We start from the raw sequence: 25,861 nt of genomic DNA on the forward strand, positions 1-25,861 counted from the left end.
GTTCCTCAGGCTTCGGCTTGGGCTTTGATCAGGCGGTCGTAGGCGTCCTGATCCAGCAGCTTGGCGACGGCGGAAGCATCGGCTGGCTTGAAGCGGAAGAACCAGCCTTCGCCCAGCGGATCTTCGTTGACCAGCTCAGGGCTGTCTTCCAGGGCCGGGTTGGTGGCCAGAACTTCACCGTCCAGCGGCATGTAAACGCCGCTGGCGGCTTTTACCGATTCCACGGTGGCGGCTTCGGCGCCTTTCTCGTACGCCTGCAATTCAGGCAGTTGCACGAACACCACGTCGCCCAGGGCGTTCTGCGCGAAAGCGGTGATGCCAACGGTGACAGAACCATCGGCTTCGGCGCGCAGCCATTCGTGATCTTCAGTAAAACGCAACTCGCTCATGGAATCTCCTAGGGGCCAGACTCGTCTGGTGGACGCGGTGGAATACTCGGGCGGCAATGCCCTGATTTTATGAACGGTTACTTAGCAAGAACGCGGCCAATGTAAAAATATCGTTATAAATCAATGGCTTGATTGATTTGTGGGTGAGCGCGATCACGTTGGCTGTAGCGAAATCGCTACAGTGCAGGGCGAAGAAAAAAGCTGAACCGGATCAAAGCCTTGCACAGCGGTGATCGGAGGAAGTTGTAGCGATATCGTTCCGCTGTAGCGCTTTCAGTACAGATGGAGGTCGCTTTTGGGCGGATATCTTGCGTTCCGATTAACCCTGTGGGAGCTGGCTTGCCAGCGATGACGGTGGCACTGCCAACAATGAAAGTGACTGACCCACCGCTATCGCTGGCAAGCCAGCTCCCACAGGGATGCAGTGTGTTCAGGGCTTGTTGGGGATGCCGTACTTGCGCAGCCGATGCGCGATTGCGGTGTGCGAGGTCTGCAGGCGGCTGGCCAGTTGGCGGGTCGAGGGGTAGCTGACGTAGAGCTTTTCCAGCAGCGATTTTTCGAAGGCTTCGACCGCTTCTTCCAGGCTGTCGACATCGGTGTCGGTCTGGCGTGCCACGGAGGTGCCGGCGATGTCGAGGTCGCCGATGTCCACCAGGCTGCTTTCGCAAATGGCGGCGGCGCGAAAGATCACGTTCTGCAATTGCCGCACGTTGCCCGGCCAGCGGTTGCCGAGCAGCGCCGGGTAAGTGCCCGGAGCGAGGCGGCAGACCGGGCGCTGGATCTGCGCGCAGGCCTGCTGCATGAAATAGCGCGCCAGCAACAGAATGTCCTGACCGCGTTCGCGCAACGGCGGCACTTCAACGTTGAGCACGTTGAGGCGGTAGAACAGGTCTTCGCGGAACAGGCCTTCGCTGACCATTTTTTCCAGGTCGCGGTGGGTGGCGCTGAGGATCCGCACGTTGACCTTTACCTCTCGGTCACCGCCAACCCGACGGAAGCTGCCGTCGTTGAGAAAGCGCAGCAGCTTGGCCTGCAAGTACGGCGACATCTCGCCGATCTCGTCGAGGAACACCGTGCCTTGGTTGGCCAACTCCATCAGTCCCGGTTTGCCGCCGCGTTGTGCGCCGGTGAAGGCGCCGGGGGCGTAGCCGAACAGTTCGCTCTCGGCGAGGTTCTCCGGCAGGGCCGCACAGTTCAGTGCGAGGAATGGTGCGCTGTGCCGGGCGCTGATGGCGTGGCAGGCGCGGGCGACGAGTTCCTTGCCGGTGCCGGTTTCGCCCTGGATCAGCAGCGGCGCATCGAGGGCCGCGACGCGTTGGGCGCGAGCCTTGAGTGTGCGGATTGGCGGCGATTCACCGAGCAGCGCATCAAAGCCTTCGGCATGGTCGTGGTGCAACGCCGAGAGTTGTTCGCCGATGCGGTTGGGTTGATACAGGGTGAGCAAGGCGCCGGCGTCGGTGATCGGCGTGGCGTCCAGCAACAGGGTCTGGCCGTTGACGGTGATTTCCCGCAGCGGCAGGCGGAAGCCCTGTTCGAGCAAGGTTTCGAGCAGGCCCGGATCGTTGAACAGTTCCGAGACACTTTCGCCCGCCGGTTCACGACCGTACAGGGCGATCAGCGCCGGGTTGGCCAGCAGCACCTTGCCGGCACTGTCCAGCGCCAGCACCGGATCGGTCATCGCTGCGAGCAACGCGTCGAGCTGCAAGTGCCTGCGCTGGCCGGGGAGAATGTCGACCACGGTCACTGCTTCTACACCACGCACGCGAAACAGCGCATCTTTCAGTTCTTCGAGCACTTGCGGGCTCAAGGTCGGGGCGTCGATGTAGACGTTCGGCGGGATCATTTCCACCGCATCCAGATTGAGATTGCGCCCGCCGAGGATAGCCAGGACTTCCTGGGTGATGCCGACGCGGTCGATGAAGCTGACGTGGATACGCATGGGGCGGTTCTGGGTTCTGGAGTGCGGAGGGGGGCAAGTATGCCTTGGGGCGGGGAATTGGTGAAATCTGCGTCCTGCGCTGATCGTTCCCACGCTCCTGCGTGGGAACGCATCCCGTGACGCTCTGCGTCACAGTGGACGCGGAGCGTCCATGGCGGCGTTCCCACGCAGAGCGAGGGAACGATCAGTAGAAAAGTGTTACTCGAAATGCTCGGGATTGACCGGATCCCCGGATTTCATATTCAACTTCATGCGGATGTCTTCAAACATCAGGTCGTAATGCTTGTGCACCGAGCCGATCTGGCTGTGGCTCTTGGGAATGCCGTACTTTTCGGCAATCTGCGTCACGTTGCGGGCGAAGTTGTAGGCTTCCTCCTTGGGCAGAAAGAACGGTTCGTTGACCTCTTTGCCCTGCATGCTGCCATGCAGGGTGAACTGTATCCCTTTGCCTTTCTGGGGATCGGTGAACACTTCATAGTCGAGGTGCACGTTGTAATTGACGTCGTCGTCAGTCAACGCATGCCGCTCGATATGCAAATGACCGGGTTCGAACTGGGCCATGGTTTTCTCCTTTCAAGGCATGGGAGAAGGGCAGACCTGAGGTCTGCCCCCGGAGTTTCTTTTTATCGGTAGGTGATGCCCGGTGTCGCCGTGCTGACTCGCGTCCCGGCGGTGCCCTGGACGATGGCTTCGATGTCCGAGAGCGAACCGATCACCGCGACCTTGCCAGTATGGCGCGCAAATTCACAGGCTGCCTGCACCTTCGGCCCCATGGAGCCGGCGGCGAAGCCCAGGCGCTCGAGTTCGTCCGGGTGGGCCTGGGCGATGGCTTTCTCGGTGGGTTTCTTGAAGTCGATGTACGCCGCGTTGACGTCGGTGGCGATCACCAGCAAATCCGCCTCCAGCTGTTCGGCCAGCAGCGCCGAGCACAGGTCTTTGTCGATCACCGCTTCGATACCTTGCAGCTTGCCGTGAGCGCCATACATGGTCGGAATGCCGCCACCGCCGGCGCAGATCACGATGCTGCCCTTGTCCAGCAGCCACTTGATCGGACGGATTTCAAAGATGCGTTTCGGCCGGGGGCTGGCCACCACACGACGGAATTTTTCGCCGTCCGGGGCGATGGCCCAGCCTTTTTCAGCGGCGAGTTTTTCTGCTTCGGCCTTCTCATAGACCGGGCCGATCGGTTTGGTCGGGTTCTTGAAAGCCGGGTCGTTGGCGTCGACTTCGACCTGGGTGAGCAGGGTGGCGAACGGGACTTCGAAGTCCAGCAGGTTGCCCAGTTCCTGTTCGATGATATAGCCGATCATGCCTTCGGTTTCGGCACCGAGCACGTCCAGCGGGTAAGGGGTGACGGAAGTGTAGGCCGCCGCCTGCAACGACAGCAGGCCGACTTGCGGACCATTGCCGTGGGCGATGACCAGTTGATTGCCGGGATGGATCTTGGCGATTTGCTCGGTGGCGATGCGGATGTTGGCGCGCTGGTTGTCAGCGGTCATCGGCTCACCACGGCGGAGCAGGGCGTTACCGCCCAGAGCTACGACGATACGCATGGTGCATGTCCTTTTCGTGTTGATCGCTGATCGTTCCCACGCTCCTGCGTGGGAATGCATCCCGTGACGCTCTGCGTCACAGCGGACGCGGAGCGTCCGTGGCGGCATTCCGACGCAGACGGTTCGACGCCTCGACGTGGGAACGATCAGTGCCAAAGTCGGGTTACAGGTCTGCCAAAGTCGACACCAGAATCGCCTTGATGGTGTGCATGCGGTTTTCCGCTTGCTCGAAGGCGATGCAGGCCGGCGACTCGAACACGTCGTCGGTCACTTCGATGCCGTTTTTCAGGTGTGGATACTGTTCGGCGATCTGTTTGCCGACCTTGGTATCGCTGTTGTGAAACGCCGGCAGGCAGTGCATGAACTTGGTGCGCGGGTTGCCGGTGGCTTTCATCAGCTCGGCGTTGACCTGATACGGCAGCAGTTGCTGGATACGCTCGGCCCAGGCTTCCACCGGCTCGCCCATCGATACCCAGACGTCGGTGTGGATGAAGTCCACGCCTTTGACCGCCGCTTTCGGGTCTTCGGTCAGGGTGATGCGGGCGCCGCTTTCCTCTGCGTATTTTTTGCAGCGATCGACCAGATCGTCGTGCGGCCACAGGGCTTTCGGCGCGCAGATGCGCACATCCATGCCGAGTTTGGCGCCGATCAGCAGCAGCGAGTTGCCCATGTTGTTGCGCGCATCGCCCAGATAGGCGTAGCTGATCTCGTGGATCGGCTTGTCGGCGTGCTCACGCATGGTCAGCACGTCGGCAATCATCTGGGTCGGGTGATATTCATCGGTCAGACCGTTGAACACCGGCACGCCGGCGAACTTGGCCAGTTCTTCGACGATTTCCTGCTTGAAGCCACGGTACTCGATGGCGTCATACATGCGCCCCAGAACGCGGGCGGTGTCCTTCATGCTTTCCTTGTGGCCAATCTGCGAAGAATTCGGGTCGATGTAGGTGACGTTGGCGCCCTGGTCATAAGCGGCGACCTCGAATGCGCAACGGGTGCGGGTCGAGGTTTTTTCGAAGATCAGGGCAATGTTGTTGCCCTTCAGGTGTTGTTGCTCGGTACCGGTGTATTTGGCGCGCTTGAGGTCGCGGGACAGGTCGAGCAGGTAGCGCAGCTCACGTGGGGTGTGGTGTTCCAGGCTGAGCAGGTTACGGTTATGAATGTTGAACGCCATGATGATTCTCCTTGGATTCGGTAATCGGCCCGGCCGCGACGGGATAGGTGCGGCCGGGGAGATGGTCGTTTAGTAATCGATAGGGTCGCGGATGATCGGGCAAGTCATGCAGTGGCCACCGCCACGGCCGCGACCGAGTTCGCCGGCGCTGATGGTGATGACCTCGACCCCGGCCTTGCGCAGCAGGGTGTTGGTGTAAGTGTTGCGGTCGTAGCCGATGACCACGCCCGGCTCCACGGCCACCACGTTGTTGCCGTCGTCCCATTGCTCGCGTTCGGCGGCGAAGCTGTTGCCGCCGGTTTCTACGACGCGCAGTTTCGGCAGGTTGAGGGCTTTGGCCACGACGTCGAGGAACGTGCCTTCTTCGCGACGGATGTCGATGCCGCCCTGTTTGCTTTCGTCAGGGCGCAGGGTGAAGGCGACGATCTGGTTCACCACTTCCGGGAAGATCGTGACGAGGTCGCGGTCGCAGAAGCTGAACACGGTATCGAGGTGCATCGCCGCGCGAGACTTCGGCAGGCCGGCGACGATGACTTTTTCCACGGCCTTGTTCTTGAACAGGTTCAGCGCCAGTTGGCCGATGGCCTGACGCGACGAGCGCTCGCCCATACCGATCAGCACCACGCCGTTGCCGATTGGCATGACGTCGCCGCCTTCGAGGGTCGAGCTGCCGTGATCCTTGTCCGGGTCGCCGTACCAGATCTCGAAATCGGCGTTGGTGAATTGCGGATGGAATTTGTAGATGGCGGTGGTCAGCAGGGTCTCCTGACGACGGGCCGGCCAGTACATCGGGTTCAGCGTCACGCCACCGTAGATCCAGCAGGTGGTGTCGCGGGTGAACTGGGTGTTCGGCAGCGGCGGCAGAATGAAGCTGGAGTGGCCGAGGAAGTCGCGGAACATCTGGATGGTCTTGCCACCGAAGCTGTCCGGCAGGTCATCGGCGGACACGCCGCCGATCAGGAATTCGGCGATGTGTCGCGGCTCCAGGCTTTTCAGCCAGGATTTGACTTCGTTGATCAGGCCCAGGCCCACCGAATCGGCGGTGACCTTGCGCTCGAGGATCCAGTCCAGCGCTTCCGGGATGGCGACGATGTCGGTCAGTAGGTTGTGCATTTCCAGCACGTCGATCCCGCGCTCACGCATCTTGGTCACGAAGTCGAAATGGTCGCGCTTGGCCTGAGCGACCCACAGCACGTCGTCGAACAGCAGTTCATCGCAGTTGTTCGGGGTCAGCCGCTGATGGGCCAGACCTGGGGAGCAAACCATGACTTTGCGCAGTTTGCCGGCTTCGGAATGGACGCCGTACTTAGCTTTTTCCGTGGTCATTTCAGTGATCCTCCAGAGTGAAAACGTTGGGCAATTACAGAGTCAGGAAGCCGTCATACAGTCCGTAGGCAGCCACCAGGGCGCCCACGACCACTGCGGCGAAAATCAGCTTCTCGACGTTGGTGAAAACCGGTTGTTTGAGTTCGAGCTTGGCCTTGGCGAACAGGATCGCGCCGGGGGCATAGAGCAGGGCCGAGAGCAGCAGGTACTTCACGCCACCGGCGTAAAGCAGCCAGACCGCGTAGATCAGGGCGATGGCGCCGATGATCAGGTCCTTGCGCCGTTCGGCCGCGAAGCCTTCGTAGCTTTCGCCGCGCACCGCCAGCAGCAGGGCGTAGGCCGCCGACCACAGGTACGGCACCAGAATCATCGAGGTGGCGAGGTAGATCAGCGACAGGTAAGTGCTGGCCGAAAACAGAGTGATGATCAGGAACAGCTGCACCATCGCGTTGGTCAGCCACAGGGCGTTGACCGGCACGTGGTTGGCGTTTTCCTTGCGCAGGAACTCCGGCATGGTGTGGTCCTTGGCGGCGGCGAACATGATCTCCGCACACAGCAGCACCCACGATAGCAACGCCCCGAGCAGCGAGATGATCAGACCGACGCTGATCAGCACCGCGCCCCAGTGACCGACCACGTGTTCCAGCACGGCGGCCATCGACGGGTTCTGCAGTTTGGCCAGTTCCGGCTGGGTCATGATGCCCAGCGACAGCACGTTCACCAGCACCAGGAACAGCAGCACGGTGATGAAACCGATCACGGTCGCCTTGCCGACGTCCGAACGTTTTTCCGCCCGGGCCGAGAAGATGCTCGCGCCTTCGATGCCGATGAACACCCACACGGTGACCAGCATCATGTTGCGCACCTGGTTCATCACGCTGCCCAGATCCGGGTTTTTCACGCCCCAGATATCGGCGGTGAAAATGTCCAGTTTGAAGGCGAAGATCGCGATCAATACGAACAGCAGCAGCGGCACGACCTTGGCGACGGTGGTCACGAGGTTGATGAACGCCGCTTCCTTGATCCCGCGCAGTACCAGGAAGTGCACGGCCCATAACAGGACAGAGGCGCCGATCACGGCTGCAACGGTGTTGCCTTCCCCGAAAATCGGAAAGAAGTAGCCGAGGGTGCTGAACAGCAGAACGAAGTAACCGACGTTGCCCAGCCAGGCACTGATCCAGTAACCCCAGGCCGAGGAGAAACCCATGTAATCGCCGAAACCGGCCTTGGCGTAGGCGTAGACACCGCCGTCCAGGTCAGGCTTGCGATTGGCGAGGGTTTGAAAGACGAAAGCGAGGGTGAGCATGCCGACAGCGGTGATGGCCCAGCCAATCAGTACCGCGCCGACATCGGCACTGGCGGCCATGTTTTGTGGCAAAGAGAATATCCCGCCACCGATCATTGAGCCGACTACCAACGCGACCAGTGCACCTAGTCGTAGTTTTCCGGGAGCTTCAGACATTGCATGACTCCATTGCAGGAGAGAAGAGTTCACAGCGTAGTTCTGTTGGCTTTTCAAACAGCTGACTTAGATCAGTGCATGGTCACATTCCATTGTTAATGAATGACTTATGAACCGGATGAAGGCATAAGGCTATTGTCTGTAAGGCCCGTCCTAGAGGCTTTTTGGGGAAATAATTAAGAATGGATCCTATTACTTTCGAATTATCACGCTAGTTCCTTTTCAGGTTTTGGCAAATTTTTCAGCGCTGTTTTCAGTACAGAATTGATTTATCAGGATTCGCGCACAAAATTGTCTGAACGTGCTATGCGTTAGTGCCGATGGCTATATATAACGGTTGTAAGTTGGCGTTATTCAATAAACGTCATACGCTTTATCCATTTAGTTAATAGCCGGTTGTATAACGGTTTCGCGGCCCATGCCGCCCTGGGAACCTGGAGACGCTGGAATGTCGCAACCGACGCAAAAACTGCGCCTTGGCGCACTGATCGCCCTGGTGGTGGGTTCGATGATTGGCGGGGGGATTTTTTCCCTGCCGCAGAACATGGCAGCCCGAGCCGATGCCGGCGCCATCCTGATCGGCTGGGGCATCACCGCAATCGGCATGCTCACCCTGGCGTTCGTGTTCCAGACTTTGGCCAATCGCAAGCCGGAACTGGACTCCGGCGTGTATGCCTACGCCAAGGCCGGGTTCGGCGATTACATGGGCTTTTCGTCCGCGTGGGGTTACTGGATCAGTGCCTGGCTGGGCAACGTCGGGTATTTCGTGTTGCTGTTCAGCACCCTCGGCTACTTCTTTCCGGTATTCGGCCAGGGCAATACGCCGATTGCGATTGGCTGCGCTTCGGTGTTGCTGTGGGCGGTGCACTTTCTGGTGATGCGCGGGATCAAGGAAGCCGCGCTGATCAATCAGTTGACCACCGTGGCCAAGATCATTCCGCTGATCATGTTCGTGGTCATCGCCGCCGTGGCCTTCAAGGCTGACGTGTTTACCCGCGACATCTGGGGCCGCAGCAATCCGAATTTCGGCGGCGTGATGGATCAGGTGCGCAACATGATGCTGGTCACCGTGTTCGTGTTCATCGGTATCGAAGGCGCCAGCGTTTACTCGGCGCGGGCGGAGAAGCGCTCGGATGTCGGACGGGCCACGGTGATCGGTTTCATCGGTGTGCTGGCGCTGCTGGTGCTGGTCAATGTGTTGTCGCTGGGGATCATGAGCCAGCCGGAACTGGCGACCTTGCAGAACCCGTCGCTGGCCGCCGTACTGGAACACATTGTCGGGCCATGGGGTGCGCTGCTGATCAGCGTGGGCCTGGCCATTTCATTGCTCGGTGCGTTGTTGTCGTGGGCGCTGTTGTGCGCCGAGATCCTGTTCGCCACCGCCAGGGACAACACGATGCCGGCGTTCCTGAAAAAGGAAAACGCCAACCATGTGCCGGTCAATGCGTTGTGGCTGACCAATGTGATGATCCAGATTTTCCTGCTGATCACGCTGTTTTCCGCCGGCACTTACACCAGTCTGATTTACCTCGCGTCGTCGATGATTCTGGTGCCGTATCTGTGGTCGGCAGCCTATGCCGTATTGCTCAGCGGGCGGGGGGAAACCTATGAACATGCCTCCGCCGAACGCACCAAGGATCTGCTGATCGGCGGTATCGCCCTGTGCTACGCAGTGTGGTTGCTGTACGCCGGCGGGGTGAAATATTTGCTGCTGTCGGCGCTGCTGTATGCGCCGGGGGTGATCCTGTTCGCCAAGGCCAAGCATGAGCAGGGCGAGCCGTTGTTCACCACGCTCGAGAAGGGGATTTTCACCTGCGTCATTGCGGGGGCCGGGCTCGCGGCCTACGGGTTGTACAGCGGCGTGTTATCTCTGTGAGATTGCGGCTCGACTATCAGGGGGCTTACGACTGGCCGGCGATGCCCGGTTTCCTCGCGAAAACGGTGGAGAGGTCACCACTGCGCCCGATGTGAACCCAATTCAGTTGCCGGCAAAGTCCACTGCAACGGCGTTCCAGCAATACGCAGCGGCGCCTGAAGCCGATGTGCCGGCCCCCATGGTGTCTGCTCCAAGCTCAAGCTTTGATCCTGTGGATTTTCCGGAAGCAACGCCTGGTCAGTCCCCGGTCCATGCTCGATCAACAACTTCGCCGTCCGCGCCAGCGACAACCGCGCCGATCCACCTCGACCACTGCGTAACCGTTCAGCCAGCAACCGAATCACACTCGCTGCCATCAGATACCCCGTCGCATGATCCAGTGCCTGCACCGGCAGCGGTGTCGGTTTGTCCGCCTGCTTCCAGCGCTGCCCGGCCTCGGCGATTCCGCTGCTCATCTGCACCAGACTGTCGAAACCCCGACGGTTCTGCCACGGGCCGCTCCAGCCGTAGGCGTTGAGGCAGACATCGATCAACCCCGGCGCCAGTTGTCGGCGGCGTTCGACGCCGAAGCCAAGTTGTTCAAGGGCGTCGGCGCGATAGCCGTGCAACAGAATGTCGGCATCCTTGAGCAAACTTTCGAACACTGCACGATCTGCTGGCTCATGCAGATCCAGTCGCGCACAACGTTTGCCGAGGGTCACTTCCGGCACCACGCCGGGTTCGTTCCAGGTCGGCGGGTCGATGCGCAGGACGTTGGCGCCGAGCCCCGCGAGGAAGCGGCTGGCGGTCGGGCCGGCCAGTACGCGGGTCAGATCGAGCACCTTGAGCCCGGCCAATGGCCGCGCCACCGAGCCTTGCCAGGGTTGATGACTTTCTTCTTTCCCGTCACTGAAATGCACCAAGGGTTCGGCATTCACCGCCAAGCCTTGGGGATGTTTCTGCCACTGTTCCCAACTGCGCATTTCAGCCGCACAACCCTTGGCCTCGACCACCGCTCGCTCCAGATCGGCACTGGCCCATTGCGCGACTTTCGCCGCCATGGCCGCGCGGTCGGCACAGGCGCCGAGCACGCTTTCAGCGGCGGCGCGGTGATGCGGGGCGTTGGTGTGCAGGCGGATCCAGCCGTCTTTGGTCGCATAGTCGCCGGCCACCGGATCCCACAGCGGCGGCACTTCCCAGCCGATCGGCCGCAGCGAGGTGGCGAACCAGAACGAGGCGAGGCGACAGTCGACTTCTACGCTGGGCAAGTTGCCGGTTTGCTGCTGAAGGAGTTCGCCGACCGCTTGCCCGGCAGCGGCAATGCTCGCGCAGGCAAGGTCGGTGACGGCAAACGCCGAGGGCAGGGCGCCCTCGCCGGTGAACGGAATCGGTGTGCGGGACAAGCCGAGCGCGGCTTGAATGGACTTGAGCAGATCAGTCATCGAAGGCCCTCCGGAACGAGAGGGCAGAATAGTGCAAAACGCTGTTGGCTTAGATGAAATCCCCGATTGACCGGACATCACCGGTCCCTGTGGGAGCTGGCTTGCCAGCGATTACGCAGTGCCAGTCGACAATGTATCGACTGATCTACCGCCATCGCTGGCAAGCCAGCTCCCACAGGGGTTCAGGGCGACTGCGATTACACGCGGAACTGATCCATCAATTTCATCTGCTGACTGGCCAGGGCATTGAGCTGGCTGCTGATCGCCGCCGATTCGGTGGCCTGTTCGGTCAGGGTTTCGGTGACGGTGCGGATCGCCGAGACGTTGCGGTTGACCTCTTCGGCCACCGCGCTTTGCTGTTCTGCGGCGCTGGCGATCTGCAGGTTCATGTCGCTGATCACGGTGACCGCGTCGCTGATCTTGCCGAGGGCGTCCACGGCCTGGCGGATCTGCCCGGCGTTGTTGTGGGCCTGGGTCTGGCTCGAGTGCATGGTCGCGACCACGCCACGGGTGCCGGTCTGGATGCGTTCGATCACCACGCGGATTTCTTCCACCGAATCCTGGGTGCGCTTGGCGAGGTTACGGACTTCATCTGCCACCACCGCAAAACCACGACCGCTTTCACCGGCACGGGCCGCTTCGATCGCGGCGTTCAGCGCCAGCAGGTTGGTCTGCTCGGCAATGCTGCGGATCACCTCCAGCACCGAACCGATCTGCTCGCTGTTGACTGCCAGCTCTTCGACCTCGGTGACCGCTTTGCTGACTTCATCGGCCAGTTGATTGATGTCACGGGTGCTGCGCTCGATGATCGACATCCCGTCCTTGGCCGACTGGTCGGCGCCTTTCGCCGCGTTGGCAGCGTTCGAGGCGCTGTTGGCCACGTCGTGGGCGGTGGCGCTCATTTCGTTGGAGGCGGTCGCTACCTGATCGATCTCGCGGAACTGCACCTGCATGCCTTCGCTGGTCTGGCGGGCGATTTCCGACGATTGATCGGCGGTGCCACGGGCCTCGGTGATGCTCTGTTTGATCTGGGCGATGGTCGGTTGCAGCTTGTCGAGGAAGCGGTTGAACCAGTTCACCAGTTCGCCCAGTTCGTCTTTCCTGGTGTAGTTCAGGCGCTGGGTCAGGTCGCCTTCGCCGCTGGCGATGTTCTTCAGCATTTCGGCGACGCTGTTGATCGGGCGGGTCACGCCGGAGGCGGTCAGCCAGATCAGCACCAGACCGATCAGGCCGGCGATCACGGCCACCGCCAACGCGGTAATCATGCCGGTTTCCTGCGCGTCGTCGAGCACTGCCTGGAGCTTGACCGAGTCGGCCAGCAGCACTTGTTTCGGCAGGTCGATGACCACGCCCCAGGCCCGGGAGTTGCCAATCGGATCGACCGGGTACACGGCGCGGATCAGGTCGCCCTGTTCGAGAATCTTCGGCGTGCCGGCGCTCAGCAGTTGCAAGATGTCCTTGCCTTCGGCACCGAGGGTTTCGGTGATGCCTTTGCCGACCTTGGTCGCGTCGGTGCTGTAGGCGCCCAGCACGCCGCTGCCGGAGACGATCAGCATGTGTCCGGCACTGTTGAACAGCTCACGCTGGGAATTGACGGCCGCCGCTTGCAGTGCGTCGAGGGCGATGTCGACACCGACCACGCCGATGGCCTTGCCGTCCACCAGCAACGGTACGGAAATGGTGGTCATGAGCATTTCCTTGCCGCCCACGGTGTCGGCGTAAGGATCAAGCAGGCAGGTACGTTTGTTGTCGCGAGGGCAGGTGTACCAGCTGTTGTAAGGCGTGCCGCTGACGCTGAGGGTGGTCTTGTTCATGTCGTCTTCGACCATGATCGTGTTCAGCGACGGACCCGCAGCACGGCTCCAGTAACTGGCGAAACGCCCCGCCTCGTTGGACTGACGCGCGGCATCGTTGGCGAATTCGCTGTCCTTGCCGTCCAGTCCGTTGGGTTCGAACGCCAGCCAGATGCCAAGCACCTTGCTGTTGCGTTCGAAGGCGGTTTTCAGGCTCTGGTTCAACTCTTCACGCAGGGCGCCGGCGTCCAGCGAACGCTTGGCAGCCATGACGCGCATGTCCTTGACCTGGTCGGCCAGGGCGGTGATCACCAGCAGGCTCTCGCCGAAGGTTTTCTGCACTTGCACCGCCTGTTCGGCAGCCTTGGCCTGCAGCAGGTCCTGCACACTGGCGGTGAGCATCTTGCTGCTGGAAGTGCTGACCAGTTCGTCGTTCTGGTTGGTCTGGTAAATATTGATGCCAACGATCAGCGCGACTACACCGAGCAGGCACAGGCCGGACAGCAGGACGATTTTCAGGCGAATGGACAGAGAGTCGAACATGGGACGTTCTCGCGAATGGATGAGCTGTTGGCTAAGAGGCAGGAAGGTGCCCGGTTCGCCAAATCCATTCAGCGCCATTCAATGCTCATCGGCGCGGGGCGAGGGGGCATGAGCCGCATGCCGACGAACGGTCATGGCTAAACGTTTGCGCGGGTAAATACCCTGAAAACAAGGGAAAAATCAGGAAATCTTCGGCAGCGCTTCCGGTCGTGACCAGATCCACAGATTGCCCATCGTCATCCCCACAATCGCCAGATAGATCGGCCAGCCGTGATCGAGCATTACCAGCATCAGCGTGGCGCACAGCAACATGCTGACGGTGGCGCTGACCTTGGCCTTGCGGGCGATGATCTTGCCGTTACGCCAGTTGCTCAGGATCGGGCCGAACAGCCGATGGTTTTCCAGCCAGGCACTCAGGCGCGGCGAACTGCGGGTCGCGGCCCAGGCGGCGAGCAGGATGAACTCGGTGGTCGGCAGGCCGGGCACGACGATGGCGATCAGGCCGATGCCGAGGCTGACATAGGCGAGCAGGCCGAACAGCAGGCGGGCGAGTCGGGAGGCGGCGGGTTGGGGCATTGGCTCAGCGAGAGGCTTATGTGACAGGGTGGGAATCTTACAGACTTACGCAATTCCTTGTGGGAGCTGGCTTGCCAGCGATAGCGTCCGGTCAGTCGACAGGGATGTTGTCTGACACGCCGTCATCGCTGGCAAGCCAGCTCCCACAGGGTTTACGGTGTGGCTGGGATCAGGCCGGTTCGGCTTCTGTGGCGTAAGCCTGTTCCAGCAGCACGGTGAAGCGGTTGAACGCATCGATCGCGCCTTGCTCCACTTCCGCTTCTTCTTCAGCACTGAATTGCAGCGAATCGAGGGTGCGTACAAAGCGCTTCCAGCCTTCGGCGCGACCGCCTTCAGGCTCGCCCAGATGACGGGCGCCAAAGGTTTCGCTCAGGTCCAGCGCGACCGCGCGTTTGATCAGGAACGCGGCGCCGAGCTTGGAGCCCTCGGAGACGAAGATCCAGCCCAGGGCGCGGGCCTTGCTCGGATTCTTCAGCGCGCCGGCGACGGGCGCAGGCACTTCGGTGTCAAGGTCGGCGAGGTCGGCCCTGGCCGCTTCGGCGCGGCAGCGGGCCGGCAGGTCAGGGACGATGGCGGTCAGTTCGGCATCGTTGTACAGCGCCACCAGCTCCGACTGGAACAGGTACTGCGCGACCACGAAACGAGCGAAATTGGCGCGGGTCTCGAACGGCGCGTTGGCCTTGACCAGCGCATCGAGCTTGCTGTGCGGCTCGTGGGTGATCTGGTTCAGGCGTTGCGAACGCAGGGCTTTTTCCGGGGTGCTCATGAGATGTCCTTGAAAAGAAGAGGCGCTTGATAACGAGACGTACGGGCAAGCGCCGGACAGTAAAAAAACCTCACGGCGCGGCCATGCATGCGCGCCGTGAGGTCATCCGGATCAAATATCCCAGACCAGGTTGATCGCGAAGTTGCGACCCGGCTGGGTCAGGCGATCGAGGTTGGCCGGTTGCGTCACCGAGGCTTCGCCGACGCTGTCGTAACCGCGCACGTCATCCCACAGCCAGTATTTCTTGTCGGTCAGGTTGTAGATGCCGCCGCTGACGGTGACGTCGTCGGTGACCTTGTAATAACCGGCCAGATCGAGAATGCCGAAGCCCGGAGTCTTGAACTGACTGCTGACCCCGTCCGGCGACTTGAAGTTGCTGTCGTCGACGCGATCCTTCTTCTTGACCACGGTCCAGCTCAGCAGGCCGCCGTAGTTGTCCTGGTCGTAACCGAGGCCGAACACGCCGGTCAGCGGGTTGACGCTGTTGAGCGGCTCGCCGTTGTCGTTGTTGCGTCCGTAGGCGTAGGAGATCGAACCCTGGGTGTACAGGCCTTGCGGCGCGCCGAAGGAATCGAGGTTCAGGCGACCTTTGACTTCGGCACCCTTGATGGTGGCGTGCTTGATGTTGCTCGACTGGAAGGTCAGCTCGTCGTAGCCAGGGGTGACGGCGTCTTCGTTGATGAAGTCGCGGTACTTGTTATAGAACACCGCCACGTCGAACGAGCCTTGCTCGAAGTTGCCGCGCAGGCCGGTTTCATAGCTTTTGCTCTTTTCCGGTTCCAGGTCCGGGTTCGGTGCCACGTTGTAGCCGGTGGTGCTGTTCTCGAAGCGGCCGTACAGGGCTTTCGCGGTCGGGGTGCGGAAGCCTTCGGCGTACTGACCGTACCAGGTGTAGTTTTCGGTCAGGGCGTAGGTCAGGCCGAATTTCGGCGAGACTTTATGCCAGGTCTTGTTCGAATCAGTGACCGTGCCATTGCCGTCGGCGGCCACTGTGTTGAGGAATTCCTGGGTGATGTGCGGCTTGAGCTGGGTGTAGTCGTAGCGCAGGCCCGGCAGGAAGGTCCAGTTGTTCCAGCTGATCTGATCCTGGGCGAACAGGCTGTAGGTGTTGATGGTCGGGTCCGGGAAGTCGCTGGACTTCTTCAGGACGTCGGCCGCGCTGGTAGCGCCGATGGCGGTGCAGCCGCGACCGACCGCCAGGCACTTGCCGTCGCCGCTGCGCGAGCCGGTGACTTTCTGCTGCTTGATCGTGGTGCCGTAGGTCAGCACGTGATCGGTGTCACCGATGGCGAATGCCTTGTCCAGTTGCGCGTCGAAGACCCACTGTTTTTCTTCGTAGATCGTGTCGCGGGTGCGCAGGACTTTACGGGTGATCGGGTAATAGAACTCGTCGGTGCTCTGGTCGGTCTTGGCGGTCTGGTGGTTGAGGCTCCACTTCACGTTGTCCGCCAGCAGGCTGTCGAGCTCGAAGCTGTGCTCCAGGCCAAAACGCTCGCGGGTGATGGTGTCGTTGCCGGTGCGCCACTGGTACATGCCGCCGGGCAGCACGCTGTTCGGGATCGTCGGAGCACCGTTGAAGTACGGGCCGCCGTAGGCGCTTTTCTGATCGGTGTCGCGATCATCCTTGTACTTTTCGTAGGTCAGGCCCAGGCGCGAACCTTCGTTGTAGTTCCAGCCGATCTTGGCCAGCACGTTGGTGGCTTTCACGTCTTCCGGGTTGGCGGCGGTGCGCTCCAGGCCCGTGCCGTTGTTGCTGCCGTAGGAATCGGTTTCGTGACCGTCGCGCTGGCTGTAGTGCAGCAAGCCGTCGAACTGGTCGGCGCGACCGGCGACGGTGGCGGATTTCAGCCAGCTCTCGTCGGCGGAGCTGTAGCCGGTTTTCAGGCGAGCGCCGACGTCTTTGCCGGGCTTGATGATGTCGTCCGGGTCGAGGGTGTAGTAGCTCACGGCGCCGCCGATGGCGTTGCTGCCGTACAGCACCGAGGCCGGGCCGCGGAGGATTTCGACGCGTTTGACGATTTCCGGGTCGACGTAATTGCGCTGGGTCTTGGCGTACGGACCATTGAAGAAACCGTCCGGCACTTCGACGCCGTCGACCTGAGTCAGGATGCGGTCGCCGTCGATGCCGCGAATGTTGTAGCCGCTGATCCCGCCGCGCTGGCCGGCGCCGCCGACGGACACGCCCGGCTCGTAGCGCACCAGATCCTTGATGGTGTTGACGTTGTTGCGGTCCAGATCCTGACGGGTCTGTACGGTGACGGTGGCCGGCACGCTGTTCACCGACTGTTCCTGACGGGTGGCGCTGATGGTCACCTGATCAAGATTGAGCGCGCCACTGCTGGCGCGTTTTTCCAGCACGACGTTGTTGTTGCTCAGTTTGCGGAAGCTCAGGTTGGTCCCCACCAACAGGCGCTCCAGGGCTTTTTCCGGTGGCAGCGAACCGCGTACGCCCGGCGACGACACGTCCTGACCCAGTTGCGCCGGCAAACCGACCTGCCAACCCGTGACGGCGGTGAACGCATTGAGCGCTGACACCAGCGGTTGCTGGGCGATGGCGAACGAGTAGTCGCCCATGTTGCGCGCCGGCTGTTCGTTCGCGGCCATCAGCGGCGCGGTGCCGGCCATCAGGATGGCGGCGGTCAGCAGCGACAGCACGCGGGAAGGGGAAGAAGTCTGGCGGGTAAGGCGTGAGGACATCGATAGCGCTCCGTGTCGCACGAATCTTTATAGGTGCTGATTGATCCGGCGAGATGCGAATCAATTGCATTGGCTATAACGAGACGAACGAGCTTTGGCTATCGAGTAAAAATAATTCTCATTTAGTTCAGAATCACCAGCGCCGGGAATTCTCGAAGCTTGGCCGAGGTGATGTGCGCGAGCGAACGCACCACGTCCAGCGGCTGGTCGAGACGGTAATTGCCGGTGACGGCGACGTCGGCCAACTGTTCGTTGGTGTTGATGATGAAGCCCGGATAGTAGCGGCGCAGTTCGGCCAGTACCTGTTTCAGCGGGCAGTTCTCGAAGATCAGCCGACCCTGCACCCAGGCCAGATCAGTGGCGGCGTCGACCTTGGCCGGGTGGTCGAAACCGTTGGGGCCGATGCGGATGCTTTCCCCGGCGGACAGTCGCACGCGGGCATCATCGCGGGTCGCACGCAGATCGACATCGCCACGCTGCACCCGCACCTGCGCCACGCCGTCCAGATAACGCACGGCAAACGCGGTGTCGCGCACGCTGGCTTTCACCGGGCCGGCGTCGATTTCCAGCGGCTGGCTGCGGCTGGCCGGAATCTCGAAAAACGCTTCGCCTTGATACAGCCGCGCGACTCGCTGCTGATCGTTGATCGTGCTGGAGAACGCGGAGTTGGTGTTGAGCAGTACCTTCGAACCGTCCTCGAGCTGCAAGCGCTGACGTTCGCCGACCACGGTCAGGTGATCGGCCTGCAAACGCACCGGCAGGTTGCTGAAGCTGAACAGCCCGAGCAGCAGCACGGCGGCGGTGGCCAGCGGTTTCCAGTGCGGGCGCAAGCGAGTGAGGACGGTGACTTTCTTCGGTTTGGCCGCGAGGTTCTGTGCGCACTGGGCGATCTGCGGGCCGTCCCAGATTGCCTGGGCCTTGGCGAACGCCTCGGCGTTCAACGGATCGGCCGCCAGCCAGGCATGGAATTGCCGGGTCTGCTCCTCGTCCGGACTGCCGAGCACGATGAGCCAGTCCAGAGCCTGGTCCATTGCGCTGGCGGCGTCCTGCGCCGATGAAGGCGAAGGGGAGCGGTGGATGTCCGTCACGGTGGTTCCTCGGCAGTGTCTGTGCACGGCTGTTTTTTTAGTGAAGCGTAAAAGTCGGGCAAGGGTAACAAAGCCCGATGATCAGTGCAGTCGATCCTGAGGTTTACAGAAAAGCCCTACGGCATCAGTCGCCATTCAAACGCTCGGCGACACCGATGCAGATGGTCATGATCAGTTTGAGTTCTTTCTGCACCGTGCTGAGAGAGACGCTCAGTTCTTCGGCGATTTCCTGATAGCTGCGCCCGTGCAGGCGGCTGAGGATAAAAATCTGCTGTTGGCGGGGACTGAGTTCAGCGAGGCTCACGTTCAGGCGCTCCAGCAATTGTTCGGCGTGGGCGGCGTCTTCGGCACTGCTGGCGGGGGCGGCGACGCTGTGCACCACGTCCTGCGGCACGTCGTCGACCATGGTGCGCGAATGGATCTTGCGCGCACGCAAATGGTCCAGCGCCAGGTTGCGCGCGGTCTGGAAGACAAAAGGTTCAAGGTGATCGATGGCCCGTTCGCTCAGCGCCCGGGTGACGCGCAGGTAGGTTTCCTGCAACAGGTCTTCGGCGGTGCTGTGGTTGTTGACCATCCGTTCCAGAGTCCGCAGCAGCGTAGTGCGCTGGGCGAGGAAGACGTGATTGAAGTGTGATTGACTCACGGGAAGACCTGATCCATTTCGGGTGAATGATAATGCTTATCATCCGCTCGAGTGGTCAAGCCTTGATTTCAAATTGGAATAATTGACCATTTGGGAGCTGGCTTGCCAGCGATGGCGGTGGGTCAGCGGATATCCATATTGGATGTGCCGACTTCGTCGCTGGCAAGCCAGCTCCCACAGGAATCAGGGGCGGGGGATTATTCCGCGTTGCACAGCGCCAGGCAGTTATCGAGCATGCGGTTGGAGAAGCCCCACTCGTTGTCGTACCAGGCCAGCACTTTCAGCAGTTTGCCGCTGGATTTGGTGTGGTTGGCGTCGAAGATCGATGACAGCGGGTTGTGGTTGAAGTCGCTCGATACCAGCGGCAGGGTGTTGAAGCCGAGGATCTTCGAATGCTGGCTCGCGGCTTTCATCAGGGCGTTCACTTCATCGGCCGAGGCTTCGCGCTTCAACTGCACGGTCAGGTCAACCAGCGACACATTGATCACCGGTACACGCACGGCCATGCCGGTCAGCTTGCCCGCCAGTTCCGGCAGCACCAGGCCCACGGCTTCGGCAGCGCCGGTCTTGCTCGGGATCATGTTCTGGGTGGCGGAGCGCGCGCGGTACGGGTCGGTGTGATAAACGTCGGTCAGGTTCTGGTCGTTGGTGTAGGCGTGAATCGTGGTCATCAGACCGCTTTCGATGCCCAGCTCGCGGTGCAGCACCTGGGCCACCGGGGCCAGGCAGTTGGTGGTGCACGACGCGTTGGAAATGATCTGGTGCGACTGGCGCAGAATGTCGTGGTTCACACCGTAAACGACGGTGGCATCGGCGCCTTTGGCCGGGGCCGAGATAATCACTTTGCGTGCGCCGGCGGTAATATGCGCGGCGGCTTTGGCCCGGTCGGTGAACAGACCGGTGCATTCGAATACCACATCAATCTTTTCCGCGGCCCATGGCAGGTCGGCCGGGTTGCGGATGGCGCTGACCGAAATGCGGTCGCCGTTGACGGTCAGGCTCTCGTTGTCATGAGCCACTTCGGCGTCGAATGTGCCATGAACGGTGTCGTACTTGAGCAGATGCGCATTGATTGCGCTGTCGCCCAGATCGTTGATGGCGACGATCTGCAAATCCTGACGATAGCCTTGGGTATACAGTGCGCGCAGGACATTACGGCCGATGCGGCCAAAACCATTGATTGCGATTCGAAGAGTCATTGAACAGCGCCGCCGTCGTTTTGTTGTTGGAATTACAAGATTATTCGCATAAAAATAGAAAACAAGCCTTTTTAGTGGCAATATTTTGTTTTATCTACAACGAGTGACCTGAATCAACTGGTCCGAATGATCAAGAAAACCGCCCGTCATCCCATGCGTGCGGGCTCTTTGATCAGCATAGACAATCAGGTCGCCACATCCGTTAGCCTGGAGTTCTACACATGCATCCCCGCGTTCTTGAGGTCACCGAACGGCTTATCGCCCGCAGCCGCGCCACGCGTCAGGCTTACCTTGCGCTGATTCGCGGCGCTGCAACTGACGGGCCGATGCGCGGCAAACTGCAATGCGCCAACTTCGCCCACGGCGTGGCCGGGTGTGGCAGCGAAGACAAGCACAGCCTGCGGATGATGAACTCGGCGAACATCGCAATTGTTTCGTCATATAACGACATGCTCTCGGCGCACCAGCCGTACGAAGTCTTCCCGGAACAGATCAAGAACGCCCTGCGCGAAATCGGCTCGGTCGGTCAGTTCGCCGGCGGTACGCCTGCCATGTGCGATGGGGTGACCCAGGGCGAGCCGGGCATGGAACTGAGCCTGCCGAGCCGCGAAGTGATCGCGATGTCGACGGCGGTGGCGCTGTCGCACAACATGTTCGACGGCGCGCTGATGCTCGGCATCTGCGACAAGATCGTGCCGGGCCTGATGATGGGCTCCCTGCGTTTCGGTCACCTGCCGACGATTTTCGTCCCGGGCGGGCCGATGGTCTCGGGAATTTCCAACAAGGAAAAAGCCGACGTGCGGCAGAAGTACGCCGAAGGCAAGGCGACCCGTGAAGAGCTGCTGGAATCGGAAATGAAGTCCTACCACAGCCCCGGCACCTGCACTTTCTACGGCACTGCCAACACCAACCAGTTGCTGATGGAAGTGATGGGCCTGCACCTGCCGGGCGCATCGTTCGTCAACCCGAACACCCCGCTGCGTGAGGCCCTGACTCGCGAAGCGGCGCATCAGGTCACGCGCCTGACCAAGCAAAATGGCAACTTCATGCCGATCGGCGAAATCGTCGACGAGAAGGCGCTGGTCAACTCGATCGTCGCGCTGCACGCCACCGGCGGTTCGACCAACCACACCCTGCACATGCCGGCCATCGCCATGGCGGCGGGCATTCAACTGACCTGGCAGGACATGGCCGACCTCTCCGAAGTCGTGCCGACCCTGAGCCACGTCTACCCGAACGGCAAGGCTGACATCAACCACTTCCAGGCAGCGGGCGGCATGTCGTTCCTGATCCGCGAACTGCTCGAAGCCGGTCTGCTGCACGAAGACGTCAACACCGTGCTCGGCCACGGCTTGAGCCAGTACACCAAGGAGCCGTTCCTCGATAACGGCAAGCTGGTGTGGCGCGAAGGCCCGACTGAAAGTCTCGACGAAAACATTCTGCGTCCGGTGGCCCGTGCGTTCTCGGCGGAGGGCGGCTTGCGCGTGATGGAGGGCAACCTCGGTCGCGGTGTGATGAAGGTGTCCGCCGTCGCGCTGGAAAACCAGATCGTCGAAGCGCCGGCCATGGTGTTTCAGGATCAGCAGGATCTGGCCGACGCTTTCAAGGCCGGTCTGCTGGAGAAGGATTTTGTCGCGGTGATGCGTTTCCAGGGCCCGCGCTCCAACGGCATGCCGGAACTGCACAAGATGACGCCGTTCCTCGGCGTGCTGCAGGATCGCGGCTTCAAGGTGGCGCTGGTGACGGACGGGCGCATGTCCGGCGCGTCGGGGAAAATCCCGGCGGCCATCCACGTCAGTCCCGAGGCTTATGTAGGCGGCGCTTTGGCGCGCGTGCAAGAGGGCGATATCATCCGCGTCGATGGCGTCAAAGGCACTTTGGAACTCAAGGTGGACGCTGCCGAATTCGCAGCGCGCGAACCCGCCAAAGGCCTGTTGGGCAACAACATCGGCAGCGGTCGCGAACTGTTTGGCTTCATGCGTTTGGCCTTCAGCTCGGCGGAGCAGGGCGCCAGCGCCTTCACTTCTGCCCTGGAGACGCTTAATTGAAACTGGCTTTGGTCGGTGACATCGGAGGCACCAACGCGCGGTTCGCGTTGTGGAAAGATCAGCAGCTCGAATCGGTTCAGGTGCTGGCCACGGCCGACCACGCCAGCCCGGAAGAGGCGATCAGCCTCTACCTCAGCAGGCTCGGTCTGGCGCCGGGCGCCATCGGTTCGGTGTGCCTGTCGGTGGCGGGGCCGGTGAGCGGCGATGAATTCAAGTTCACCAACAACCACTGGCGCCTGAGCCGCAAGGCGTTCTGCCAGACCTTGCAGGTCGAGCAGCTGTTGCTGATCAACGACTTCTCGGCGATGGCGCTGGGCATGACCCGTTTGCAGCCCGGCGAATTCCGCGTGGTCTGCGAAGGCACGCCGGAGCCATTGCGCCCGGCGGTAGTGATCGGCCCGGGCACTGGCCTGGGCGTCGGCACCTTGCTTGATCTCGGCGAAGGGCGGTTTGCCGCGTTGCCGGGCGAGGGCGGTCACGTCGATCTGCCGCTGAGCAGTCCGCGTGAAACCCAGCTCTGGCAGCACATCCACAACGAAATCGGCCACGTCAGCGCGGAAACCGCGTTGAGCGGCGGCGGCTTGCCGCGGGTCTACCGGGCGATCTGCGCGGTGGATGGTCATGAACCGAAACTCGATACACCGGAAGCCATCACTGCGGCGGGACTTGCAGGCGACCCGATTGCCCTGGAAGTGCTGGAGCAGTTCTGCTGCTGGCTCGGTCGCGTGGCCGGCAACAACGTGCTGACCACGGGCGGCCGTGGCGGGGTGTACATCGTGGGCGGCGTGATTCCACGTTTTGCCGATTTCTTCCTCGAAAGTGGTTTCGCCCGCAGCTTTGCCGACAAGGGCTGCATGAGCGATTACTTCAAGGGGATTCCGGTGTGGCTGGTGACGGCGCCGTACTCGGGGCTCGTCGGTGCAGGAGTGGCGCTCGAACAGGAAGGCTGAAGATCGTTCCCACGCTCCGCGTGGGAATGCAGCCCGTGACGCTCCGCGTCACTGGACGCGGAGCGTCCCTTGATACATTCCCACGCAGAGCGTGGGAACGATCGGTCTACACATCAGGCATAATCCGCCCAATTCCAACAACAAGGATGCCTTCGAAGTGAGCTCAGTCAACAAGTCGATTTTGTTGGTCGATGACGACCAGGAGATACGCGAGTTGCTGGAAACCTACCTGACCCGCGCGGGTTTTCAGGTACGGGCCACGGCGGATGGCGCCGGTTTTCGTCAGGCGCTTAACGAGGCGCCGAGCGATCTGGTGATCCTCGATGTGATGCTGCCCGATGAAGACGGCTTCAGCCTGTGCCGCTGGGTGCGCCAGCATCCGCGTCAGGCCCAGGTGCCGATCATCATGCTCACCGCCAGTTCCGACGAAGCCGACCGGGTCATCGGCCTGGAGCTCGGCGCCGACGATTACCTCGGCAAACCTTTCAGCCCCCGCGAACTGCAGGCCCGGATCAAGGCCCTGCTGCGCCGCGCCCAGTTCGGCCAGGAACGCGGCGGCAGTGACGTGCTGGCGTTCGATGAGTGGCGGCTGGACATGGTCAGCCATCGGCTGTTTCACACCGACGGCGAGGAAGTGATTCTGTCCGGCGCCGACTTCGCCCTGCTCAAGCTGTTCCTCGATCACCCTCAGGAAATCCTCGACCGCGACACCATCGGCAACGCCACCCGTGGCCGCGACCTGATGCCGCTCGACCGCATCGTCGACATGGCCGTCAGCCGTTTGCGCCAGCGACTGCGGGACACCGAAAAACCGCCACGGCTGATCCGCACCGTGCGTGGCAGCGGCTACCAGCTGGCAGCCAATGTGGTTGCCGGCAATGGTCACTGAGTTCCTGCGCACCACCGCGCGCAAAGTGCCGATGCCGCGTTCGCTGCTCGGGCGGATGCTGCTGCTGACGTTGCTCGCGGTGTTGTTCGCCCAGACCCTGTCCAGCGTGATCTGGGTGTCCCAATTGCGTGCGACCCAGCTCGAAGGGCTGGTCACCAGCGCCCGCAGCCTCGCCCATTCGATGACCGCCAGCGTCAGTTACTTCCGCTCGTTGCCGGTGGCTTATCGGCCGCTGGTGCTCGACCAATTGCGCAGCATGGGCGGCACGCGTTTTGTGGTGACACTGAATGACAAACCGTTGGGCATGGAAGTGCTGCCGGTGACGCCGCGCAAGGCGGCGGTGCTGAAAGCGGTGGATGAAGTGCTGCGTCAGTCGCTGGGCCAGGACACCGATATTCTGGTGACCTTCGTCAGCCCCGATGACTTACGGATCTTCAACGCCGGGTTGAAACTCGATGAGTTGCCGCGTTCGTGGGCGCATTACGCCTTGACCCTGGAACCGGTGAATCCGCCGGTGCTGGTCACGCAGATTCAGTTGGCACCGGGTGAGTGGCTGTACATTGCCTCGCTGCTGCCCGAACCCTACACCAGTCTTGAAGAACAGGGTCTGCCGACCCAGCAAGTGTGGTTCATCGTCTTCACCAGTGGTTTTCTGTTGTTGTTCATCGGTCTGCTGGTGCACTGGCAGAGCCGGCCGCTCAAGCGTCTGGCGCGAGCCGCGCGGGATTTGTCGCTGGGCGCCGACGTCGAGCCGGTGGCTGAGGGCGGCGGCAGTGAAGTGGTCGAAGTGGGCCGCGCCTTCAACACCATGCGCGAGCGGATCAGCCGTTACCTGACCGAGCGTAGTCAGTTGTTCAGCGCGATTTCCCATGACCTGCGCACGCCGATCACCCGTTTGCGTCTGCGGGTCGAACTGCTGGAAGACGAACAGCTGCAAACCAAGTTCGGCCGTGACCTGGATGAATTGGAGCTGTTGGTCAAAGGCGCGCTGCAATGCGTGAAAGACACCGACATCCACGAAAACATCGAGCCGGTGGATCTCAATCATGTACTCGACTGCCTGGTGGAACCGTATCTGGCGCCCAACGGCAATGGCCGCGTGACGCAGCAGGGGCGGGCGCTGGCGGCGTATCCGGGCAAGCCACTGGCGCTCAAGCGCTGCATCGGCAACCTGATCGACAATGCGTTGAAGTACGGGCAGAACGCGCACTTGCACATCGATGATGACGAAAGCGCATTCGTGCTGCATGTCGACGACGAAGGGCCGGGCGTGCCGGAGCAACGGCTGGAGCAGGTGTTCGAACCGCACTTCCGGTTGGCGGGGCAGCAGCAGGGTTATGGTCTCGGTTTGGGGATCGCCCGCAACATTGCTCATAGCCATGGGGGGGAGGTGACGTTGCAGAATCTTCGTGAAGGCGGATTGCGCGTGACCCTGCAATTGCCGCGTTCGGTGGATTGATCTGATTGTCACCGCTCGGTGACAAAAACCGTCCCCTTCGTTACAAGCCCCTCCCGGCCCGTTGTTTAGA

The 25,861-nt window shown here is 61.4% G+C and carries 20 protein-coding genes and 1 pseudogene; 5 read left to right on the plus strand and 16 right to left on the minus strand.

The genetic code is table 11. The features are described 5' to 3' along the window. Positions 1 to 5 precede the first annotated feature (5 nt). From gcvH to arcD (CAF77_RS14510), 7 genes are all read right to left on the minus strand, one after another. Positions 6 to 389, minus strand: a complete 384-nt coding sequence (gene gcvH / locus CAF77_RS14480) for a glycine cleavage system protein GcvH (RefSeq protein WP_007951190.1) — start codon at positions 387 to 389, stop codon at positions 6 to 8. Positions 390 to 819: 430 nt separating this feature from the next. Beyond that, complete coding sequence (locus tag CAF77_RS14485; RefSeq protein WP_039766033.1) at positions 820 to 2,328, minus strand: sigma-54-dependent transcriptional regulator; 1,509 nt, start codon at positions 2,326 to 2,328, stop codon at positions 820 to 822. A 198-nt stretch (positions 2,329 to 2,526) separates the two neighbouring features. Continuing rightward, complete coding sequence (locus CAF77_RS14490) at positions 2,527 to 2,889, minus strand: DUF5064 family protein (RefSeq protein ID WP_011335628.1); 363 nt, start codon at positions 2,887 to 2,889, stop codon at positions 2,527 to 2,529. Positions 2,890 to 2,951: 62 nt separating this feature from the next. Then, positions 2,952 to 3,881 (minus strand): carbamate kinase, encoded by a 930-nt coding sequence (gene arcC, locus CAF77_RS14495; protein ID WP_085654832.1) that lies wholly within the window; start codon positions 3,879 to 3,881, stop codon positions 2,952 to 2,954. Between the two features lie 163 nt (positions 3,882 to 4,044). Continuing rightward, on the minus strand, positions 4,045 to 5,055 hold the full coding sequence (locus tag CAF77_RS14500) for an ornithine carbamoyltransferase (protein WP_011335626.1): 1,011 nt from the start codon (positions 5,053 to 5,055) through the stop codon (positions 4,045 to 4,047). 69 nt (positions 5,056 to 5,124) lie between these two features. Further along, positions 5,125 to 6,381 carry an arginine deiminase gene (arcA, locus tag CAF77_RS14505; protein ID WP_039766042.1) on the minus strand — a complete coding sequence of 419 codons (1,257 nt, stop codon included), beginning with the start codon at positions 6,379 to 6,381 and terminating at the stop codon, positions 5,125 to 5,127. Positions 6,382 to 6,415: 34 nt separating this feature from the next. Next, complete coding sequence (gene arcD / locus CAF77_RS14510) at positions 6,416 to 7,843, minus strand: arginine-ornithine antiporter (protein WP_064383741.1); 1,428 nt, start codon at positions 7,841 to 7,843, stop codon at positions 6,416 to 6,418. 448 nt (positions 7,844 to 8,291) lie between these two features. Between arcD (CAF77_RS14510) and arcD (CAF77_RS14515) the strand changes: the two genes are divergently transcribed. Next, positions 8,292 to 9,719, plus strand: coding sequence for an arginine-ornithine antiporter (gene arcD / locus CAF77_RS14515; RefSeq protein ID WP_064383740.1), 1,428 nt, complete (start codon positions 8,292 to 8,294; stop codon positions 9,717 to 9,719). A gap of 74 nt (positions 9,720 to 9,793) precedes the next feature. Here arcD (CAF77_RS14515) and CAF77_RS14520 read toward each other — a convergent pair whose 3' ends face one another. From CAF77_RS14520 to gap, 9 genes and pseudogenes are all read right to left on the minus strand, one after another. After that, positions 9,794 to 11,140, minus strand: coding sequence for a CoA transferase (locus CAF77_RS14520; RefSeq protein WP_085654834.1), 1,347 nt, complete (start codon positions 11,138 to 11,140; stop codon positions 9,794 to 9,796). Positions 11,141 to 11,337: 197 nt separating this feature from the next. Then, a complete protein-coding gene (locus tag CAF77_RS29725; protein WP_371320921.1) occupies positions 11,338 to 12,093 on the minus strand; it encodes a methyl-accepting chemotaxis protein in 756 nt (251 codons plus the stop codon). A 102-nt stretch (positions 12,094 to 12,195) separates the two neighbouring features. After that, positions 12,196 to 13,554, minus strand: a pseudogene (locus tag CAF77_RS29730) (HAMP domain-containing protein); the annotation flags it as partial. Positions 13,555 to 13,656: 102 nt separating this feature from the next. Beyond that, positions 13,657 to 14,052: a YbaN family protein gene (locus CAF77_RS14530; protein ID WP_011335620.1), complete on the minus strand. Its 396-nt coding sequence runs from the start codon at positions 14,050 to 14,052 to the stop codon at positions 13,657 to 13,659. Positions 14,053 to 14,221: 169 nt separating this feature from the next. Continuing rightward, positions 14,222 to 14,818, minus strand: coding sequence for a biliverdin-producing heme oxygenase (locus tag CAF77_RS14535; protein WP_064383738.1), 597 nt, complete (start codon positions 14,816 to 14,818; stop codon positions 14,222 to 14,224). 111 nt (positions 14,819 to 14,929) lie between these two features. Next, positions 14,930 to 17,515: a TonB-dependent receptor gene (locus CAF77_RS14540; protein ID WP_064383737.1), complete on the minus strand. Its 2,586-nt coding sequence runs from the start codon at positions 17,513 to 17,515 to the stop codon at positions 14,930 to 14,932. Between the two features lie 122 nt (positions 17,516 to 17,637). After that, complete coding sequence (locus CAF77_RS14545) at positions 17,638 to 18,603, minus strand: FecR domain-containing protein (RefSeq protein WP_064383736.1); 966 nt, start codon at positions 18,601 to 18,603, stop codon at positions 17,638 to 17,640. Between the two features lie 124 nt (positions 18,604 to 18,727). Continuing rightward, on the minus strand, positions 18,728 to 19,246 hold the full coding sequence (locus tag CAF77_RS14550) for an RNA polymerase sigma factor (protein WP_064383735.1): 519 nt from the start codon (positions 19,244 to 19,246) through the stop codon (positions 18,728 to 18,730). Between the two features lie 197 nt (positions 19,247 to 19,443). Further along, complete coding sequence (gene gap / locus CAF77_RS14555; protein ID WP_064383734.1) at positions 19,444 to 20,445, minus strand: type I glyceraldehyde-3-phosphate dehydrogenase; 1,002 nt, start codon at positions 20,443 to 20,445, stop codon at positions 19,444 to 19,446. Between the two features lie 221 nt (positions 20,446 to 20,666). On the opposite strand from gap, the gene edd reads away from it, so the two are divergent. From edd to CAF77_RS14575, 4 genes are all read left to right on the plus strand, one after another. Continuing rightward, a complete protein-coding gene (edd, locus tag CAF77_RS14560) occupies positions 20,667 to 22,493 on the plus strand; it encodes a phosphogluconate dehydratase (RefSeq protein WP_064383733.1) in 1,827 nt (608 codons plus the stop codon). Further along, on the plus strand, positions 22,490 to 23,443 hold the full coding sequence (locus CAF77_RS14565) for a glucokinase (protein WP_064383732.1): 954 nt from the start codon (positions 22,490 to 22,492) through the stop codon (positions 23,441 to 23,443). The genes edd and CAF77_RS14565 overlap by 4 nt, the downstream gene beginning before the upstream one ends. A gap of 157 nt (positions 23,444 to 23,600) precedes the next feature. Beyond that, the gene (locus CAF77_RS14570) at positions 23,601 to 24,332 is read left to right on the plus strand and encodes a response regulator (RefSeq protein WP_064383731.1); all 732 of its coding nucleotides are present in this window, start codon (positions 23,601 to 23,603) and stop codon (positions 24,330 to 24,332) included. A 31-nt stretch (positions 24,333 to 24,363) separates the two neighbouring features. Continuing rightward, positions 24,364 to 25,791, plus strand: a complete 1,428-nt coding sequence (locus CAF77_RS14575; RefSeq protein WP_199913035.1) for an ATP-binding protein — start codon at positions 24,364 to 24,366, stop codon at positions 25,789 to 25,791. The last annotated feature ends 70 nt before the right edge of the window (positions 25,792 to 25,861 follow it).

This window comes from Pseudomonas sp. R15(2017), from assembly GCF_002112685.1.
GTDB lineage: Bacteria > Pseudomonadota > Gammaproteobacteria > Pseudomonadales > Pseudomonadaceae > Aquipseudomonas > Aquipseudomonas glycinae.

Coding starts and splice junctions, on each gene's coding strand:
- gcvH (WP_007951190.1), bottom strand. CDS start 389: ATGAGCGAGTTGCGTTTTACTGAAGATCACGAATGGCTGCGCGCCGAA.
- CAF77_RS14485 (WP_039766033.1), bottom strand. CDS start 2,328: ATGCGTATCCACGTCAGCTTCATCGACCGCGTCGGCATCACCCAGGAA.
- CAF77_RS14490 (WP_011335628.1), bottom strand. CDS start 2,889: ATGGCCCAGTTCGAACCCGGTCATTTGCATATCGAGCGGCATGCGTTG.
- arcC (WP_085654832.1), bottom strand. CDS start 3,881: ATGCGTATCGTCGTAGCTCTGGGCGGTAACGCCCTGCTCCGCCGTGGT.
- CAF77_RS14500 (WP_011335626.1), bottom strand. CDS start 5,055: ATGGCGTTCAACATTCATAACCGTAACCTGCTCAGCCTGGAACACCAC.
- arcA (WP_039766042.1), bottom strand. CDS start 6,381: ATGACCACGGAAAAAGCTAAGTACGGCGTCCATTCCGAAGCCGGCAAA.
- arcD (WP_064383741.1), bottom strand. CDS start 7,843: ATGTCTGAAGCTCCCGGAAAACTACGACTAGGTGCACTGGTCGCGTTG.
- arcD (WP_064383740.1), top strand. CDS start 8,292: ATGTCGCAACCGACGCAAAAACTGCGCCTTGGCGCACTGATCGCCCTG.
- CAF77_RS14520 (WP_085654834.1), bottom strand. CDS start 11,140: ATGACTGATCTGCTCAAGTCCATTCAAGCCGCGCTCGGCTTGTCCCGC.
- CAF77_RS29725 (WP_371320921.1), bottom strand. CDS start 12,093: ATGCAGGTGCAGTTCCGCGAGATCGATCAGGTAGCGACCGCCTCCAAC.
- CAF77_RS14530 (WP_011335620.1), bottom strand. CDS start 14,052: ATGCCCCAACCCGCCGCCTCCCGACTCGCCCGCCTGCTGTTCGGCCTG.
- CAF77_RS14535 (WP_064383738.1), bottom strand. CDS start 14,818: ATGAGCACCCCGGAAAAAGCCCTGCGTTCGCAACGCCTGAACCAGATC.
- CAF77_RS14540 (WP_064383737.1), bottom strand. CDS start 17,515: ATGTCCTCACGCCTTACCCGCCAGACTTCTTCCCCTTCCCGCGTGCTG.
- gap (WP_064383734.1), bottom strand. CDS start 20,445: ATGACTCTTCGAATCGCAATCAATGGTTTTGGCCGCATCGGCCGTAAT.
- edd (WP_064383733.1), top strand. CDS start 20,667: ATGCATCCCCGCGTTCTTGAGGTCACCGAACGGCTTATCGCCCGCAGC.
- CAF77_RS14575 (WP_199913035.1), top strand. CDS start 24,364: ATGCCGCGTTCGCTGCTCGGGCGGATGCTGCTGCTGACGTTGCTCGCG.